Here is a 16858-nt window from a genome sequence, read left to right as displayed (position 1 = left end):
TCACGCCTCCAGATCCGCTGCTGCCGTCGGCAGCGCCCCGGACGCGGCGGCGACCGCCGCCGGCGTGGTGTCCAGGTGGTCGAGCAGCCGGTCGACGTAGGAGACGTCGACCCGGACCTTCTGCACCCGCCCGTCGACGTCGCGCATGACGAACTCACGGAAGCCCAGCCTGGCGGCCGACGTGGCGTCGGCGGCGGACAGGGAGGCGAGGGTCGCCTCGTACCCGTCGTCGACGGGGACCCGCAGCAGCCGCAGAGCCTCGGTGGCGATCTCCGCGTCCTCGGCGATTCGGCCGACGAACACGGTGGAGACCAGATTCTGCACGTCGAGGCCCAGGATGTCCTTCGGATTCTGTGAGGCGACCAGGGCGGCGAGGTTCCACTTGCGGGAGTCACGAGCGAGTCGGACCAGGAACGACCGGCCGGAGCGCCATCCCTCCATGAAGTGCGCCTCATCGAGGCCGACCAGCTTACGGGACGACATCGAACCGCCGTAGCAGCGTCGTACCGCCAGCCGATGGGCGGTGTGCAGCATGGGCAGGGCGAGTGCCTCCTCGGCCGACCAGTACTCACGCTCGATCTTCAGGTCGGGCAGGCGGAGCCCGGCCATGGTGATCACGGTGAGCGCGGCTTCGGAGCCGAGTAGTCCCTCCGGCGGGCGGCCGAAGAAGAGCATGGCCAGCGGCATCTCGGCGGTGTCCAACAGCAGGTTGGCCAGTTCCTTGCCGGCGTGGTCGTCGAGCTGTCCGAGGCAGGCGACCACGTCGTCCAGCGTGGACGTCTCCTCGGCCGGCACCTGGCGGACGGCGTGCCGGAACAGGGTGGCGGTGGACGCCTCCCGGGCCACCTGCGGCGGCACCAGCATCATGCAGATGTCCTGCACGAGCATCCGGCGCTCCGCGCGGGCGTTGGACACGGCGATCTCGAACTCCCGGTCGCCTGCCGCGCCACTTGCGAACTCGCTGCGCAGCGGTGTGGGGATCAGCGAGTACGGTGCGAGGGTGCCGTGCTCGGAGCCGGTCAGGTTCAGCACGCGCGCGTACGGCCGCAGCTCGGGCATCGCGCAGAGCCGGGCGAGCGGGCCGGACGGGTCGAGCAGCGTCACCTGGACACCACGCCGCGCCGCCAGATAGCCGAGGGCACCGAGCAGGGTGGACTTGCCGCCACCCGGTTCGGCGACGAAGACCGCGAGCCCCGAACGCTCCCGGACCTCCATCGGGAAGTGCAGGTCGAGGAAGACCGGACGGCGGCAGGTGCCGGCCGTCCGCCCGATCAGGTCGCCGCGGCGGTCGCCGACGGTGGAAGCGGCCTGCGGGAGGGCGGCGGCGAGGAGGTTGACGGGCATCCGTCGGACGTAGCCGGTGTTGGCGATCGGCTCGCCGGGAATGAACTCGCGGGCCAGCCAGTCCTGGTTCTTCGGATGCTGTAGTGAGATCCGCAGTTCCCGGGAGTAGAGCTGGATCAGCCGCCGGGCGCGTTCCAGACACTCCTCGCGCGTCCGGCCACCGACCGCGATCCGGTGCCAGCCGTGCGCGCGTGCGGAGTCGACGGGCAACCCGGTGGTCATTTCGTCGCCGATCACGAGCGCCCGTTTCGCGAGCCGTTCCAGCTCGGGCGGCGCGTCGATGCCGTGTTCGGCGTAGTCGAGCTGCTGGGAGCGGATCATCCGGAGCCGGTGCTCCAGGTTGCGGAAGGAGTCGCCGGAGCCGAGGATGTCGACCCGGCTCGAGAGCTCCATCGGCCAGGGCAGCCGCTCGTGGAAGTGTAGCCAGGGCTCGTGCCGCTCGGGGATCTCCAGCGGCTCCATCCGACCGACGGCGAGCACCGCGACGTGCCGTTCCTCGCCGGTCATCCGATTGACCAGCTTGACCGTGGAGCCGTACGGGGTGCGGTAGCGCTCCACCTGCTCGGTCAGGGCGAGTAGGTCGCCGCGTTCCCACCGCCCGTCGGTGACCGGGGAGAGCCGACCGGGCGGTGCCATGCAAAGGGCGACCGAGCGGTAGAGCAGCCACTCCAGTTCCTGGGCTGTGACCCGCCGCCCGCGCATGCCGAAGGCGCCCAGCACCTCGTCGAACTGCTCGACGGTACGGCCGAGCTTACGCCGTTCACCCTCGGCTACGCCCCGACCGAAGGTGCGCAGCAACCGCTCCGTCAGCGAGTCACCCAACGATCGCCGGGCGAAGGTCACCCCGAGGTACGTCTGCCCCTCGGCGTGGTTGACCGACAGCAGGTGCCGCTGCGCCGCCACGAGATGGTCGCCCCAGCCGGGTGTGCCGGGCACGTCGGGCAGCGGCACCGAGGTGTGCGTGTCGATGGTGCGGGCCCATTCGTCGGCCGGGAACGGGCGGGTGGTGCGCCGCAGGTGCAGGCGGAACCCGGCGAGCCCGGCGTACTGCTCGGAGATGGCCGAGAGCAGTGCTTCCCGCTCGGCGTCCGGCCGGAACGCCCAGCGCACCTCGGGCAGCCAGTACCAGGCGGTGACGGTGTTCGGGGTGAAGGTGAGATGCCCGGCGATTTCGGTGATGGCCAGCTCGACCGCTGGATCACGGTCGCCAAACTTGATCCTTGGTGCATTCACCCGAACTGGCTTTGTGGGGCGGCCCGGGCGGCCGGCGGACCGCTGTCGTGGCGTCACGTCCCGGGTGCCCGCCCGCTCGGGTATCTGCTCGGAGTCGCGGTGCGCGTTCGGCTCGGCCGGTGCCGGTGCCGGTGCCGGTGCCGTGGTCGGTTGGTCCGCCGGGAGTCGGAGCGCGGGAAGGCGGTCGCCGACCTGGTGCGGGACCCGGGGCGACCGCGCGGGTGACTCGACCTCGTCGTCGTACGAGCAGGGCGTCGACGGTGTGGCTGGCCGCTGACCGGTGGCTCGACCGGACTGGGACGGCGCGAGCGCCGCTTGGTCGTCGGCCGCCCGTGCACTGGTCCGCGTGGGCGGTTCGGCCGGCGTTGCGGGTTGTTGAACCGACTCGACCCGGGCAGCTCGGACGGCCGGTTGCCGCCGTTCCGCCGGCTCGGCGGCGGCCGGCTGCTGCGGGATCGTCGGCAGCTCGCGTACCGGTGGCCGGGCGGGAGCGGAGCGTGCCGGGCGGTTCGCACCGAACAGATCGAGGAACGGGGAGTCGATGTCCGTGCCGTCTGCCGGGGCGCCTTCCGTCGGCGCCCGCCGGGACAGGGGGCGGGGAGCCTGGAAGACGCCTACCCCGCCGTAGCCCGGTGTGCTGGCCAGGGCCGGGTCGAGGACGGCCTCGTCCACCTCGACCACCTCCGCGTAGTCGAACGAACGCGTGCGGTCACCATGTGGGGCGGCCGGAGATCCCGGCGTGGAGGAGCGACTCATGCGACCGCCTCACCCGTGTCGTTGCCCTGCCCGGTCATGCCAAGTTCCTCTCGGATCCTGATCCGGCTGCCGACCAGACGGGGGTCGCGCTGCTCGGCGGCCGGCTCCCGGGTGCGTCGCCAGTCGGTCAGCGCGGTGCGAATCACCATGCGCGCCGGCCGGTCCGGGTCGACGTGCCGGAAGACGAACGAGGTCGTCACGATGGCGAGCGCGATCTCCCAGGCGGGAAAGAGCTCGACCTGCAACGTGAACAACCAGTGGATGAACATGTAGAGGGGAACGAGCAACATGAACAGCCCGTACTGGGCGTACGGGAGGTGGACCGGAAGGGTGTAGCCGGGCGGCCCGAGGTAGACCAGGCGAGCCCGGTAGATGTCATCGTCGGTGCGCAGCCGCATGTCCTGCCCGCGCCTATTCGAAGATCAGGTCGATCAGGTAGTCGCCGACGAAGAAGAGGGTGGCGGCCCCGGCGATGAAGGCTAACCCGACGATTGCGATCGCCGAGCTGGTCAACACTTTGGAGATCTCTCCCCGGCTGGCCCGCCCGATGAAGATGACTCCCAGGGCGGCCAGCAGGATCGGGGCGATCTTGCTGGCGAAGAAGGTGACGATGTTCTCGGTGTCGATGCCCTTGGGTGCCGGCTCGGCGAGTGGCGTCAACGCCAGGGTGGAGAGAGCGTCGGCGGCGGCGGGCGCCGTCTCCATCAGCTCGATGGCGATCACTGGAACCTCCCCATGTCGCGGCCGGCGGCGCCGCGGTGGTGCAGTAGACGTGCCTGGCGGGAACGGTGCTCTTGTGATGCGGCCACGGTGCCGCGTTCGTCACTCACCACGGTCGGTGATGAGCTTTGGGCGGATTGTTCCGCTCCGGCCTTCCCTCCAGGCTTCGCCATCTCGATCCCGGGCAATTCCAAAGCGTACGGCCAGCCACTGTTTGCGACAAGCCGCGAAGAGCCGACCCGGTCCGACCTCGTTGTCCGATCGCACTCCTGTGCCAATACCCTTGTCGGCACACCCGCCGCGGCTGCTCGGGGCCGCCGACGGAGACCGGTACGGTCTACCCGTGACCGATCTGGCAAAGGCCCCGGACCCGATGGTGATGGGCATCCTGAATGTCACGCCGGACTCCTTTTCCGACGGCGGACGGTACGCCGACCTCGACGCTGCCGTCGCACACGGCGTGCGGCTGCGGTCTGACGGCGCTGGTCTGGTCGACGTGGGTGGTGAGTCGACCCGGCCGGGAGCCGCCCGGGTGGACGCGGAGACCGAGGCGACCCGGGTGCTGCCGGTGGTGCGCGCGCTGGCCGCCGCCGGTGTGCCGGTCAGCGTCGACACCACCCGTGCGCGGCTCGCCGAGCTGGCGCTCGCCGCCGGTGCGAGCGTGGTCAACGACGTCTCCGGTGGACTGACCGACCCGGACATGGCCCGCGTCGTGGCCGCCGCCGGGTGCCCCTGGGTGCTGGTGCACTCGCGCGGCCACTCGCGCACGATGAGTGAGCTGGCGCGCTACGGCGACGTCGTCGCCGACGTCCGGTCCGAGCTGACACAGCGGGTCGACGCGGCACTACGGGCCGGGGTCGCGGCCGATCGCATCGTGGTCGACCCGGGGCTCGGCTTCGCCAAGACCGCGGCGCACAACTGGGAGCTCAGCGCCCGCCTGCCCGAACTGCTCGATCTCGGTTTCCCGCTGCTCTTCGCGACCAGCCGCAAGTCCTACCTGGGCGCGCTGCTGGCCGCGCCCGACGGCACGCCGCGGCCGACCGAGGGGCGCGAGATCGCGACGGTCGCCACCAGCCTGCTCGCGGTGGCGGCGGGTGCCTGGGGCGTCCGGGTGCACGACGTCCGTGCCACCGTGGACGCCTTGGCCGTCTGGCGGGCCACGGGCGCTCCCCGACTGGCCGCCGCCGACAGCCACTCCACCGCGGGCGGCCATCGCACGGCCGATCAGCACGGCAACCGCGGGGGCGGGGCGACCGCGGCCGATCTGGCCACCGGGGTCCCGGCCGCCGACCGGCACGGAGGAGAACGATGACCGACCGGATCACCCTGACCGGCCTGCGCGCGCACGGCCGGCACGGGGTGTACGACTTCGAGCGCGCCCAGGGTCAGGACTTCGTCGTCGACGCCGTCCTGGAGCTGGATCTGGTCCCCGCCGCCGTCTCTGACGAGGTGGCCGACACAATCCACTACGGTGAGCTGGCCGAGCGGCTGGTCGAGGTGGTCACCGGGGAGCCGGTCAACCTGATCGAGACGCTCGCCGATCGGCTACTCGCGGTCTGCCTGGCGGACGCCCGGGTGCACACCGCCACGGTCACCGTGCACAAGCCGGCGGCGCCTGTCCCGTACGCCTTCACCGACGTGGCCGTCACGATGACGCGGACCCGCGTCCGATGACTCGTGCCCTGCTCTCCCTCGGCAGTAATCTCGGCGACCGCCTTGCCCACCTGCGGTCGGCGGTCGGCGCGCTGGGCGAATCCGTGCTGCTGGTCTCCGGGGTCTACGAGACTCCACCGTGGGGGGACACCGACCAGCCCGCGTACCTGAACGCGGTCGTGCTGGCGCAGGATCCGGCCGCGGCCCCCGACGACTGGTTGGTGCGGGCCCGGGCGGCGGAGCGTGCGGCCGGTCGTGAGCGCGACCCGGCGCGGCGCTTCGGGCCGCGCACCCTGGACGTCGACGTGATCGCCGTCTGGACCGGCGACGGCGAGCCGGTGCTCCGCGACGACCCCGAGCTGACCCTGCCGCACCCGCGGGCCCACCTGCGGGCCTTCGTGCTGCGCCCGTGGATCGACATCCAGCCGTACGGGCAGCTACCCGGGCGCGGCTGGCTGACCGACCTGCTCAACGCCGGGCGGGTCGCCGCCGACGCGCTGGAACTGCGTCCCCGTCCCGATCTGGCGTTAGAGTCGACGTCATGAGGAAGTGGAGTCGACCAGCATGACGCGTTCCCAGACGCCGCCTCCGGGTGGCCCCGGCCGGATGGGACCGACGCGGATCTCGACCCTGGTGGTGGCTGGTCTCGCGGCCGCCGCGGTGGCCTGGTTGCTGATCAGCTTCCTGTACTACGACTATCTGCCCGACCTGCCGTGGCTGCCGGCGATCACGCTGGCCGCGCTGGCCGTACTGGAGGCGTACGCCGCGATCAACACCCGGGGGCGGATCGAGCGCCGTCCGGGTAGGGAGCCGGTGAATCCGCTGCTGGTCGCCCGCTTCGTCGTGCTCGCCAAGGCGTCGGCGCTGGCCGGCGCCATCTTCGCCGGTTTCTACGCCGGCCTGACCGGGTGGCTGTTCGTGGAGCGTACCGACGCGGCGCAGAACGACCGGTCCGTCGCCGGTGCGGGGCTGCTCGCTGGGCTCGCGCTGGTGGCCGCGGCGCTCTGGCTGGAACGGTCCTGTCGGGTGCCGGAGCAGGAGGACGACGAGGACCGTGAGCCCGGTGATCGGGAGAGCCGTCCCGGTCCACGCTGAGCAGGGGGTTTCGCCCGGCTACCGGCGCAGGTACGTTGCCTGCGAACCGGAGAGCAGCGGCCGCGCCGGTCCGCCCGTGCGCGTCGGACCCGGACGGGCGGCCACCTGAAGGGCGGGCGCATGCGGTACGACGAACCGGGCCGGGACTCCGCCGACACCTCGTCCGGGATTCCGAGCGCGGTGCTGGAAAACGTCTTCGACGACCCGGTGCACGGTGAGCCCGGTCGGGACCGGCTCGGTGTGCACGTCGTGTGGGAGATCATGCTCCTGGCCGGCCTGGCCGGCGTCGGCTACCTGCTCTGGCGCGAGGCGCCGGGAACATTTCGGGGCGACGGATTGCGCGGCCTGCTGGTCGACGCGGTCGTGCTCGGCCTGCTGGTGCTGGCGGCGGGGCTGAGCCTGCGTGCCGCCGTGGTGAACCTGGCGATCGGGCCGGTGGCCGTCGCGGCGGCTCTGCACGTGGCGGAGCAGGGTGACCGCGGGATGGGCGTCGCCGTGGGCCTGGCCCTCGCCGCCGCGGCGCTGGGCGGCCTGCTTCTGGCTCTCGCGGTGGTGGTGCTGCACGTCCCCGCCTGGGCGGCCAGCCTCGCCGCCGGGGCAGGAGCGGTCGTGTTCATCGAGCGACGGTCGACACCCGTGATCCCGCAGGGCGGCTACGACCCGACGGGCGACGCGGTGTACCTGGCTGCCGGGTTCGCGGCGGTCGCGGTGCTCGGCGGGCTGTTCGGGGCGCTGCGGCCGGTCCGCCGGCTGGGCGGCCGGTTCCGGCCGGTCGTCGACCCGGCCCGCCGCCGGGGCGTGCTCGCGGCGGTGGTAGCCGGTGGCGCGCTGGTCGTCTCGACCGTGCTGGCGGTGCTGGCGGGAGCGCTGCTGGCCACCGGCGGCGCCGGGCCGGTCGTGCCGGCCACCGGGCTCGACTGGACGGTGTTGGCGGTCGGCACGTCGCTGCTCGCCGGGACCAGCGCTTTCGGTCGTCGTGGCGGCATCCTCGGCACCCCCTTAGCGGTGGCGCTGGTGACGCTCGTCGTCACGGACCTGCGGTCGGAGGGCCACTCGGTGAGCCGGTGGGCGGTCGGCGCGGCGGCGCTCGGCGTCGGGCTGGTGGTCACCCGCCTGGTCGAGGCGTACGGTCGGCCGCGTGCCGGTGGGTCCGTTGCGGACCGGGGCCTGGACCCGGACGGCCGGATCAGCACCGGCTGGGCGGTGACCCGCGCCGACCCGATCGGTGACTGGCCGCCGGCCTTGCCGACCCAGTCCGTGGAGAACCCGGTGGACCCCTGGGGCGTCCCGCAGTGGGACGCCGACCGACGCTGGGACTCCGGTGGCCGGTGAGCCCCGTCCACCCGGCCAGCGGTGATCTCGCCGGTTAGGCTCGGCGGCATGACCGACAAACCATCGAGGTCCCCGGCCGGCCGGTCCCTCACAGAACTGGACGCACTGTCCACCGAGGAGTTGCGGGAGTTGGCGTTCGCGGCGGCCCGGGAGCGTCGCGACGTGCGTTTCTTCTGGTCGGTGCTGCGGCATCTGCCGAACGCCGACGAGGCCGCCGCCCTCGACGGGGCGCCGAACTCGGTCGGGCCGACCGTTGACGAGGCGGTGGCGTTGTGGCGGGAACTGACCGGTCACGGGTACGAGGAGTCGGCCCCCCTGCTGCGGGCGGCTTTCATCGACTACCTGATGAGGCATCCCGAATGACCGCCGCCGGGCGAATCTGCCCCTCGCCGTTGCCCGGGGACTGATCCGACCGTGGCGTCTACCAACCGGACCGGCACCACCGCCCGGTACGTTACGCCGGTGGGCACCGGTGCCGTTGCCGCGTTTCTGCTGGTCGCCGTCGGGGGAAGCCCGGCGTACGTCGGGTGGGCCGGGGACCACACCGACGAGGCGTCGGCGGGCGGCTGGGTCCTCCGCCTGCTCACCTGGCCCGCGTGGTCGTCCGACCCGGACGTGCCGGGCGGGCTGTTCGGCGCGAACCTGCGGGCCGTCCTGCTGGTGCTCTTCACCGCGGGCCTGCTCTATCTGCTTCCCGCCGCGCAGGCGGCCCGGGTGCCCGGCTCGGCCAGCCAGTTCTTCACGGGGTGGGCTGGGTACTCGCTGGCCGGTGGCCTCGCCTCCCTGGTGGCCTCTCCGGTCGCCTCCGACTCTTCGCTGCTCACCGTCGTGCAGTCCGGGGGCGGCGGGGCCTCGTACGGATTCCTCTTCGGCTGGATCGTCGGCGCGGCGAGCCTCGGCGGCCGTGCCTGAGCCGGTTGCCGACTGGTTGTGCCTTGAGCCGGTTGCCGACCCGAGGCGCCTGACCCGGGTGCCGACCGGTTGTGCCTGAGCGGCGCGAGGCCGACCGGCGTGCGGCCGTCAGTGGACCCGGCCAACCAGGTCGAGCAGCCGGCCCCGGGTGAGCACGCCGACCGGCCGGTCCGTGTCGGTCACCACCACCTGGTCGGCGGCGGAGGTCAGCAGGACGCTGAGTGCGTCGTACGCTGATCCGCCGAGCGGGACCGTGGGCAGCCCGGCCACCGTCGTCGCGGGCAGCGGTTCGACCGCTTCCCGGGTGATCGCGGTGACGGCCAGCCGACGGATGCCCCGGTCGGCGCCGACGAACTCGCGGACGAACGGAGTGGCGGGCGTGCCCAGGACGGCGGACGGGGTGTCGTACTGCTCCAGGTGGCCGCCCTGGGACAGCACCGCGATCCGGTCGCCCAGCCGGACGGCCTCGTCGAGGTCGTGGGTCACCAGCACGATGGTCTTGCGCACCTCGGCCTGCAACCGGAGGAACTCCTCCTGCAAACGAGTCCGCACGATGGGGTCGACGGCGGAGAAGGGCTCGTCCATCAGCAGCACCACCGGGTCCGCGGCGAGCGCGCGGGCCACCCCCACCCGTTGCCGCTGGCCGCCGGAGAGTTCGTGTGGATAGCGGCGCCCGAACCGCGCCGGGTCGAGCCCGACCAGGTCGAGTAGCGCCGTCACCCGCTGGCGACGGCGCTCCGAGGGCCAGCCGAGCAGGTGGGGCACGGTGCCGACGTTCGCGCTCACGGTCTGGTGAGGGAAGAGACCGACGTTCTGGATCACGTACCCGATCCGGCGGCGCAGCCGCACCGGGTTCACCCGCGTCACATCCTCCCCACCGAGCAGGATCCGCCCGCCGGTCGGTTCGATGAGCCGGTTCACCATCCGCAGCACGGTCGACTTGCCGCAGCCCGACGGCCCGATCAGCACCGTCAGCTCACCGGCCGCCACGTCCAGGGTCAGGTCCCGGACGGCCTCGGTGCCGTCCGGATAGCGTTTGCTGATCGCGTCGAGGGTGATCGACGCCGCTTGCGCCCCGGCACCGGCGCGCTCCCGCGGAGTAACGTCCACACATGTCCTTCCGCCTGAGTTACCGGGCCGACCCGGGTAACCCCTGGTTCTCCTGGCCGTACGTGCGGGACAACTCTGACACGATCTTCGCCGCGCTGCGCGAACACACCTCGTTGACCGCGCGGGCGGTGCTCATCGCCGTCCTGGTGGCGCTGCCGCTCGCGGTGGCGGCGTACTGGTTCCGGCCGCTGGCCGGCCCCATCCTGGCAGTCACCGGCGTCCTCTACACGGTCCCGTCGCTGGCGCTGTTCGCCTTCCTCGCGCCGTATCTCGGCATCGGGGCGGTGACCGTGCTCAGTGTGGTTGCGCTCTATGCGCTGCTGGTGATCGTCCGCAACGCGCTCGCCGGGCTGACGCAGGTACCTCCCGAGGTGCGGGAGGCGGCTGAGGGGATGGGGTACGGCCGCTGGGGGCGGCTGCTCCGGATCGAGCTGCCGCTCGCCCTGCCCGGCATCCTGACCGGGCTGCGGCTGGCGACGGTGTCCACGGTGGCCCTGGTGACCGTGGGTGTGGTGATCGGGCGGGGCGGCCTGGGCCAGCTCATCTTCGCTGGCTTTCAGAACAACTTCTACAAGGCGCAGATCATGACCGGGACGTTGCTCTGTGTCCTGCTCGCCCTGGTGCTCGACCTGGTCCTCGCTGGTGTCGGCCGACTTCTCACGCCGTGGCTACGTCGTCGGAATCCGGCGTGAGCGTTGCGGGGCACCAGATCGGGCGCGGTCCGGCGGGGTATGAAGGAACGGTGGCGGCGGTGAACCCGATCGAGGCGGCGGTGGTCTGGCTCAACGATCCGCTGAACTGGACCAACCCGGGCGGCATTCTGGACCGGTTGGCCGAGCACCTGTCGCTGTCGGCGGCGGCGGTGGCCGTTGGCTGTCTGGTGGCATGGCCGATCGGGCTCTGGCTCGGGCACGCCGGGCGGGGCGGGGGACTGGTCGTACTGATAGCCAACCTCACACTCGCCATCCCGACGCTGGCCCTGCTGACCATCCTGCCGCTGACCTTCCTCGGGTTCGGCCGGCCGGCGGTGGTGGTGGCGCTGGCTGTGTTCGCGGTGCCACCACTGCTGGCCAACGCGTACACCGGGGTACGCCAGGCCGACCCGGAGGCCCGGGACGCGGCGCTCGGGATGGGTTTCTCCGGTTGGCAGTTGCTGCGCAGAGTGGAGCTGCCGCTGGCGGTGCCCTATTTGGCTGCCGGTTTCCGGACGGCGGCAGTGCAGGTGGTGGCCACGGCCGCGCTTGCGTCGTTCGTCAACGGCGGCGGCCTGGGGCAGATCATCCGCGCCGGCTTCGGCCTGGACATCGCCGCCGGCGGCGGGCAGATCCTCGCCGGGGGCGTGCTCGTGGCCGGGCTCGCGGTGCTGGTGGAGCTGCTCCTGGCGCTGGTCGAGCGGCTCGTCACCCCGCGACCGCTGCGAGCCCGCGTTCGCGGTGCGAACCGCCGTGCGGTGGACGCGGTCGCGGGCGGCTGAGCCGGTCGCGGGGTTGGCCGATGGTCGGCCCCAAGTGACGATCCGGTGACAAAGCCCGCCCTGAAATTGTCGGACCCCGGTGCAGGATGTTGGGTGGAAACGCGGGCGGTGTCGGATCGCCCGTCGGACACGCGGCCGACCCGACCGGGGTCGCGCCGGGACACGGAAGGCGGGCATACATGCGCGCACGCACACGCCTGGCGGTCGGCGCGGCAGGCGCCCTCACCACGGTCGGGCTGCTGACCGCCTGCGGGGCCGCCGGCTCGTCCGGCACCGAGGCGCCGGAGCAGGCCGCGTCCGGGGCCGGGTGCGACCCGGTCGCCGGCGACGAGCTTGTCGTCCTCGACGACGACAAGAAGCTCCAGGACACCGACAACGTCATCCCCGCGGTCAACGCCGACGTCGCGACCCCGCAGCTCGTCGCCGCGCTGGACAAGGTCTCCGCGGCGCTGGACACGCCGAAGCTGATCCAGCTCAACAAGGCCGTCGACGTGGACCGCAAGACGCCTGCGGTCGCCGCGGCGGACTTCGCCACCGCCAACGACCTGACCGCCGGCATCGCGAAGGGTCCCGGCGGCCGGATCGTGGTCGGTGCCGGCAACTTCAGCGAGAGTCAGACCCTCGCCGAGCTGTACAAGATCACGTTGATCGAGGCCGGCTACCAGGTGACGGTGCAGCAGATCGGCAGCCGCGAACTCTACGAGCCGGCCCTGGAGAAGGGTGAGATCCAGGTGGTCCCCGAGTACACGGCCACCATGGCGGAGTTCCTCAACACCAAGGAGAACGGGCAGAACGCCCAGCCGGTCTCCTCGCCGGACCTGGACAAGACGGTCGCCGCGCTGAAGATCGCCGGCGACAGGGCTGGCCTGGTCTTCGGGGCGCCCTCCGCCGCGCAGGACCAGAACGCCTTCGCCGTCACCCGCGCCTTCGCCGACACGTACGCGGTACGCACCCTTTCCGACCTGGCCGAGAAGTGCTCGGGGCAGGCCACCGTGCTGGCTGGCCCGCCGGAGTGCCCGCAGCGGCCGAAGTGCCAGGCCGGGCTGGTCCAGGTCTACGACTTCAAGGCCGGGTCGTTCAGTTCACTCGACGCCGGTGGTCCGCAGACGAAGAACGCCCTGAAGACCGGGGCGGCCAGCGTCGGCCTCGTCTTCTCCTCTGACGGAGCGCTCGCCGCCGGCTGACGGGCCGCCCGAACGGCATCCACGGCCGCGCCCGGTCACCCGGTGGCGCCGGGTCACCGGGTGGCCGGGCGCACCGTAACCTACCGCCGAGTAGCTAGGTCGGATGACGTCTGCAGCCGTTCCCACACCACGCAACTCTGGGTAGGCTGCACACTCATGCCCGCCTCGGTGGATACCGACGAACCGCGTAATCCGTCGTTGCTGACGGCCCTCTTCTGGGTCGGCGTGGCCCTCGCACCCGTGGCGGCGTTGATTCTCCTTATCGCTGACGGTAATGGCCCGCTACGCTTCGCGGCCGTGCTGGCCATCTTGGCCGTCGTGCTGATCGGGCTGTCGATCGCGTTGCGGGCCGACGGTGGCTCCGCGCAGCTCCCGGCGGAGCTGCGGGAGGAGATCGAGCAGCTCCGCCGGGAGCTGCACGGAGAGATCGTTGCCGCCGCCCAGCGTGGCAACCAGGCCCTCGACCAGGCGCACCAGGCCCACGAGGCGGTCGTCGCGTTGCGCCGGCGGCTCGACGCCGGTGCCGCCGCCCGCTCGAATGGGGCCGACGCGGGTGGCGCGGGCCGGGCCCGCGTCCCCACCGTCGAGCCGGCCGGTCGGCCGGCGGGGGAGGCTCGCTGGGGCGGCACCGATCGGGAGGACCAGGTCGATCCGACCCGCCCCGCCGACCGGCCGACCGTCGACGCACACGCGACTGACCGCCCGGCCACCGGTTCGGCGAACGTGTACGGCGGCGATCAATCCGCCGGTGGCTACGGTGGCTACGGCGGCTACGGCGGCGATCGCGCCAGCGGTGGGCATGCCGCGGAACGGTCTGCAACGGGCTACGGCACCTGGTCCGCGGAGTCCGAGGGTCAACCCGGGCGCCGGTCGCGCGGGGTGGTGCAGCGCACCGAGACGGTGCATGTCACGACCCGGCACACCATAGTGGACGGTAGTGGTGTCGGGGAGGACGGCACTCGGTACGGCGGATATCGCGGCCGCCGGTCGGCCCGCGCCGAGGAGCCGTCGTGGTCCGGCGGGGACGAGGGCAGTTCCTGGTCCGGGCACAGTGACGCGGACGGCCGGTCGTGGTCGGGCGGGAACGAGCGTAGCCGGCCGCGCGACGAGCCCGGCTGGACCGACCGGGACGAGTCCGCCCCGGCCGGGCAGCAGTGGAACGACCGCGGCTGGTCCGACCAGCGTGACGACCGAGGTTGGGGCGGGGAACAGTCCTGGGACACCTCCGCCGAGCAGTACGGCCGGATCCGGTCCACCGCGCCGGACGGTGGTGCGGCCGATGGCGAGTACTGGTCGCAGGCCCGCGCCGGGGATCGCTGGGCCGCCGTCCGCGACGACGACCGGGGCCGCGAACTGCGGATGGGCGAGCTGCGGGCGGAGCTGCACACGGACCAGGTCGGCACCGAGTTCCGGGTGGCGGACCGGTGGGCGGCGGTCCGCCGGGACGAGGGGCGCGACCCTGACGACGCATGGCAGGGCTCGTGGGTCGAGTCGGAGGACCGGCCGGCGCTGCCCCCCGGTGGGGTGCCGGTGCCGGATGAGTGGCGGGCCTCCCCACGACGGGAGCCGGAGCACCAGTGGTCGCCCGAGTCCGGCCGCCACGGTTACCCGTCCCGGGACGACGCTTCCCGCGGTGGCGCCCGATCCACCGATCGCTGGCGCTGACCGGGCCGTCCGGCCCACCGTCCGTCGCGCGCCGGGCTACTTGTCGATGTCGCCGACCACGAAGAACATCGAGCCGAGGATGGCGATCAGGTCGGGCACCAGGCAGCCGGGCAGCAGGGTGGACAGCGCCTGCACGTTGGCGTACGACGCGGTGCGTAGCTTCAGCCGCCACGGCGTCTTCTCGCCTCGAGACACCAGGTAGTAGCCGTTGATGCCGAGCGGGTTCTCCGTCCAGGCGTAGGTGTGCCCCTCGGGTGCCTTGAGCACCTTGGGTAGCCGGGTGTTGATCGGGCCGGTGAGCCGGTCCACCCGGTCCAGGCACTGGCCGGCGAGGTCGAGCGAGGCGTACACCTGGTCGAGCAGCACCTCGAAGCGGGCGTGGCAGTCCCCGGCGGTGCGGGTCACCACCGGGACGTCGAGCTGGTCGTAGGCCAGGTACGGTTCGTCGCGGCGCAGGTCGAGGTCGAGTCCGGACGCCCGGGCGACCGGCCCGGACGCGCCGTACGCGGCGGCGTCCGCCGCCGACAGCACCCCCACCCCGACCGTGCGGGCCAGGAAGATGTCGTTGCGCCGGATCAGGTGGTCCAGGTCCGGCATCCGGCGGCGTACCTCGCCGATGGCCGCCCTGGCCCGTCCGGTCCAGCCCGCCGGCACCTCCTCCTTCAGGCCGCCGACCCGGTTGAACATGTAGTGGACCCGGCCACCGGACACCTCCTCCATGACCGCCTGGAGGGTCTCCCGTTCCCGGAACGCGTAGAACATCGGGGTGATCGCGCCGATCTCCAGCGGGTACGAGCCGAGGAACATCAGGTGGTTGAGCACCCGGTTCAGCTCGGCGAGCGCCATCCGTAGCCAGGTTGCCCGCTCCGGAACCTCCATGCCCATCAGGCGCTCCACGGCCAGTACCACGCCCAGCTCGCTGGAGAAGGCGGACAGCCAGTCGTGGCGGTTGGCCAGCACGATGATCTGCCGGTAGTCGCGGACCTCGAACAGCTTCTCCGCGCCCCGGTGCATGTACCCGATGATCGGTTCGGCGCTCACCACGTGCTCGCCGTCGAGCACGAGCCGTAGCCGGAGTACGCCGTGCGTCGAGGGATGCTGTGGACCGATGTTGAGCACCATGTCGGTGCCGAGCTGCTCTCCGCCGGCGCCGGTGCCGACGGTCAGTTCGCGAAGGCCGGCGTCCGTGGTCATGCCCGTCATCGTGCCACGAGCGGGTCGACGGCGACGCCGACCGGTTGGAGTAGCCACCGGTGTCCGCCGAGGCCGGCCGGGTCGGTCAGTTCGGCTGCCGCCGACGCGGCGGCCAGCGCCCGCAGGTACCCCGCGGGGTCCCGGGCGGCCAGGCTCAACGGTGGCCGGCAGCCGTCGGCCCCGAGCGCTCGTAGCGCCTCCCGCTGCGACACCAGGGAGTGCGCGCACCGCGCGACCCGCTCACCGGCGGCGGCGACCGAGTCCATGGCGACGTGCGCGGTGACATCGCACGATCCGTCCGGTATCGGGCGCACCTGCCGCCCACCTCGGTACCCGGTCAGTGTCCCGTTCATCGGCCGCCCGGTCCGCAGGTGCCCGTAATCCACCGCCACCGCCACTCCCCGCTCGACCCGGCTCACCGCCGCCGCCCAAGCCTCGTCCCTGCTCCGGCCGATCTCCGCCCGCGCACCCTCCCCGTTGGTCGACAGGTTTTCGTCCGGTCCAGGGCCAATCGAAGCTGGGTGCTTCCTGGTCAACTGGGTGGAGGCGGGGCCGGGCCACCAGGTGGTCAGCCAGGCGGTGTCGGCGCCGCTGACCGGGGCGCCGACTGTTTCGTCGCCGCTGCTGGGGTCGACCAGGAGGTAGCGCCAGCCCTCGGAGGTGGGGACGGCCAGGTCCAGCGGAACGTTGTCGAGCCATTCGGTGGCCAGGAGGACGCCGGTGATGCCCGCGGGAATCTCGTCCAGCCAGGTGATCTGCTCGGGCAGGCCCGCGGGGCGCGGGGCGAGTTCGACCGCGGTGAACCGTACCCGCTGAGCCAGCGGCACCGGCGTGGCCCGCGGCGGACCGGCGACGCCCGGCGGGGGCTCGCCGCGAACCCCGGTTGCGAGCAACGCGGCGAGGGAACGCACCAGTTCTCCGCGACCGGCTCCGACGTCGACGACGGCGAAGGCCGGGGGATGCCGGAGAGCCTCGTCGACCGACGTGATCAGGCGGAGCAGCGCCGAGGCGAATGCGGGTGAGGCGTGGACGCTGGTGCGGAAGTGACCGGCCGGGCCGGCGCCGGAGACGAAGAAGCCGCCTGGGCCGTACAGCGCCCGGTCCATTGCATCTCGCCAGCGTACCGACATCAGTTCAGTCCGGTTCGAGGGTGCGTCACCGTGCGACCCTACGGTGACGCACCCGA

The 16858-nt window shown here is 72.4% G+C and carries 17 protein-coding genes; 11 read left to right on the top strand and 6 right to left on the bottom strand.

Going from position 1 to position 16858, the window contains the following annotated elements; all coding sequences use genetic code 11:
* The 3 genes from QTQ03_RS17290 to QTQ03_RS17280 are packed head-to-tail and all read right to left on the bottom strand — an operon-like array spanning position 1 to position 4056.
* On the bottom strand, positions 1-3333 hold the full coding sequence (locus tag QTQ03_RS17290) for an ATP-binding protein (RefSeq protein ID WP_289278962.1): 3333 nt from the start codon (positions 3331-3333) through the stop codon (positions 1-3).
* Entirely contained in the window at positions 3330-3731 is a 402-nt protein-coding gene (locus QTQ03_RS17285) for a hypothetical protein (protein WP_289278961.1), read from the bottom strand. Before QTQ03_RS17285 ends, QTQ03_RS17290 begins: the two co-directional genes overlap by 4 nt.
* Positions 3732-3744: 13 nt before the next feature.
* On the bottom strand, positions 3745-4056 hold the full coding sequence (locus tag QTQ03_RS17280; protein ID WP_289278960.1) for a hypothetical protein: 312 nt from the start codon (positions 4054-4056) through the stop codon (positions 3745-3747).
* Between the two features lie 340 nt (positions 4057-4396).
* Between QTQ03_RS17280 and folP the strand changes: the two genes are divergently transcribed.
* From folP to QTQ03_RS17245, 7 genes are all read left to right on the top strand, one after another.
* A complete protein-coding gene (gene folP, locus QTQ03_RS17275) occupies positions 4397-5365 on the top strand; it encodes a dihydropteroate synthase (protein ID WP_289278959.1) in 969 nt (322 codons plus the stop codon).
* Positions 5362-5727, top strand: a complete 366-nt coding sequence (folB, locus tag QTQ03_RS17270) for a dihydroneopterin aldolase (protein ID WP_289278958.1) — start codon at positions 5362-5364, stop codon at positions 5725-5727. The genes folP and folB overlap by 4 nt, the downstream gene beginning before the upstream one ends.
* Positions 5724-6251, top strand: a complete 528-nt coding sequence (gene folK / locus QTQ03_RS17265) for a 2-amino-4-hydroxy-6-hydroxymethyldihydropteridine diphosphokinase (RefSeq protein WP_289278957.1) — start codon at positions 5724-5726, stop codon at positions 6249-6251. Before folB ends, folK begins: the two co-directional genes overlap by 4 nt.
* A gap of 19 nt (positions 6252-6270) precedes the next feature.
* Complete coding sequence (locus QTQ03_RS17260) at positions 6271-6801, top strand: DUF3180 domain-containing protein (RefSeq protein WP_289278956.1); 531 nt, start codon at positions 6271-6273, stop codon at positions 6799-6801.
* Between the two features lie 105 nt (positions 6802-6906).
* A complete protein-coding gene (locus QTQ03_RS17255; RefSeq protein ID WP_289280871.1) occupies positions 6907-8133 on the top strand; it encodes an ABC transporter permease in 1227 nt (408 codons plus the stop codon).
* A gap of 48 nt (positions 8134-8181) precedes the next feature.
* The gene (locus tag QTQ03_RS17250) at positions 8182-8496 is read left to right on the top strand and encodes a hypothetical protein (protein ID WP_289278955.1); all 315 of its coding nucleotides are present in this window, start codon (positions 8182-8184) and stop codon (positions 8494-8496) included.
* A gap of 51 nt (positions 8497-8547) precedes the next feature.
* Complete coding sequence (locus QTQ03_RS17245) at positions 8548-9045, top strand: hypothetical protein (protein WP_289278954.1); 498 nt, start codon at positions 8548-8550, stop codon at positions 9043-9045.
* 108 nt (positions 9046-9153) lie between these two features.
* On the opposite strand, the gene QTQ03_RS17240 is transcribed toward QTQ03_RS17245, so the two are convergent.
* On the bottom strand, positions 9154-10155 hold the full coding sequence (locus QTQ03_RS17240; protein ID WP_289278953.1) for an ABC transporter ATP-binding protein: 1002 nt from the start codon (positions 10153-10155) through the stop codon (positions 9154-9156).
* Between the two features lie 2 nt (positions 10156-10157).
* Here QTQ03_RS17240 and QTQ03_RS17235 point away from each other — a divergent pair, with 2 nt between their 5' ends.
* From QTQ03_RS17235 to QTQ03_RS17220, 4 genes are all read left to right on the top strand, one after another.
* The gene (locus QTQ03_RS17235) at positions 10158-10847 is read left to right on the top strand and encodes an ABC transporter permease (RefSeq protein WP_289278952.1); all 690 of its coding nucleotides are present in this window, start codon (positions 10158-10160) and stop codon (positions 10845-10847) included.
* 59 nt (positions 10848-10906) lie between these two features.
* A complete protein-coding gene (locus QTQ03_RS17230; RefSeq protein WP_289278951.1) occupies positions 10907-11629 on the top strand; it encodes an ABC transporter permease in 723 nt (240 codons plus the stop codon).
* 179 nt (positions 11630-11808) lie between these two features.
* Positions 11809-12813, top strand: coding sequence for a glycine betaine ABC transporter substrate-binding protein (locus QTQ03_RS17225; RefSeq protein WP_289278950.1), 1005 nt, complete (start codon positions 11809-11811; stop codon positions 12811-12813).
* 156 nt (positions 12814-12969) lie between these two features.
* Positions 12970-14478 (top strand): hypothetical protein, encoded by a 1509-nt coding sequence (locus QTQ03_RS17220; protein WP_289278949.1) that lies wholly within the window; start codon positions 12970-12972, stop codon positions 14476-14478.
* Between the two features lie 36 nt (positions 14479-14514).
* Here QTQ03_RS17220 and QTQ03_RS17215 read toward each other — a convergent pair whose 3' ends face one another.
* Together QTQ03_RS17215 and QTQ03_RS17210 are read right to left on the bottom strand one after the other, a co-directional pair.
* On the bottom strand, positions 14515-15681 hold the full coding sequence (locus tag QTQ03_RS17215; RefSeq protein ID WP_289278948.1) for an NADH-quinone oxidoreductase subunit D: 1167 nt from the start codon (positions 15679-15681) through the stop codon (positions 14515-14517).
* On the bottom strand, positions 15678-16802 hold the full coding sequence (locus QTQ03_RS17210; protein WP_289278947.1) for an SAM-dependent methyltransferase: 1125 nt from the start codon (positions 16800-16802) through the stop codon (positions 15678-15680). The genes QTQ03_RS17215 and QTQ03_RS17210 overlap by 4 nt, the downstream gene beginning before the upstream one ends.
* Positions 16803-16858: the final 56 nt, after the last annotated feature.

Source organism: Micromonospora sp. WMMA1363 (genome assembly GCF_030345795.1).
Taxonomy (GTDB): Bacteria; Actinomycetota; Actinomycetes; order Mycobacteriales; family Micromonosporaceae; genus Micromonospora.
The sequence above is the reverse complement of the archived record's forward strand: the minus strand, read 5'-3'. Positions and strand labels throughout refer to the sequence as shown.

What these genes read in the sequence shown, in the direction of transcription:
- QTQ03_RS17290 (WP_289278962.1), bottom strand. Translation starts at nt 3,333, where the DNA reads ATGAGTCGCTCCTCCACGCCGGGATCTCCGGCCGCCCCACATGGTGAC.
- QTQ03_RS17285 (WP_289278961.1), bottom strand. Translation starts at nt 3,731, where the DNA reads ATGCGGCTGCGCACCGACGATGACATCTACCGGGCTCGCCTGGTCTAC.
- folB (WP_289278958.1), top strand. Translation starts at nt 5,362, where the DNA reads ATGACCGACCGGATCACCCTGACCGGCCTGCGCGCGCACGGCCGGCAC.
- folK (WP_289278957.1), top strand. Translation starts at nt 5,724, where the DNA reads ATGACTCGTGCCCTGCTCTCCCTCGGCAGTAATCTCGGCGACCGCCTT.
- QTQ03_RS17260 (WP_289278956.1), top strand. Translation starts at nt 6,271, where the DNA reads ATGACGCGTTCCCAGACGCCGCCTCCGGGTGGCCCCGGCCGGATGGGA.
- QTQ03_RS17250 (WP_289278955.1), top strand. Translation starts at nt 8,182, where the DNA reads ATGACCGACAAACCATCGAGGTCCCCGGCCGGCCGGTCCCTCACAGAA.
- QTQ03_RS17235 (WP_289278952.1), top strand. Translation starts at nt 10,158, where the DNA reads ATGTCCTTCCGCCTGAGTTACCGGGCCGACCCGGGTAACCCCTGGTTC.
- QTQ03_RS17225 (WP_289278950.1), top strand. Translation starts at nt 11,809, where the DNA reads ATGCGCGCACGCACACGCCTGGCGGTCGGCGCGGCAGGCGCCCTCACC.
- QTQ03_RS17220 (WP_289278949.1), top strand. Translation starts at nt 12,970, where the DNA reads ATGCCCGCCTCGGTGGATACCGACGAACCGCGTAATCCGTCGTTGCTG.
- QTQ03_RS17215 (WP_289278948.1), bottom strand. Translation starts at nt 15,681, where the DNA reads ATGACGGGCATGACCACGGACGCCGGCCTTCGCGAACTGACCGTCGGC.
- QTQ03_RS17210 (WP_289278947.1), bottom strand. Translation starts at nt 16,802, where the DNA reads ATGTCGGTACGCTGGCGAGATGCAATGGACCGGGCGCTGTACGGCCCA.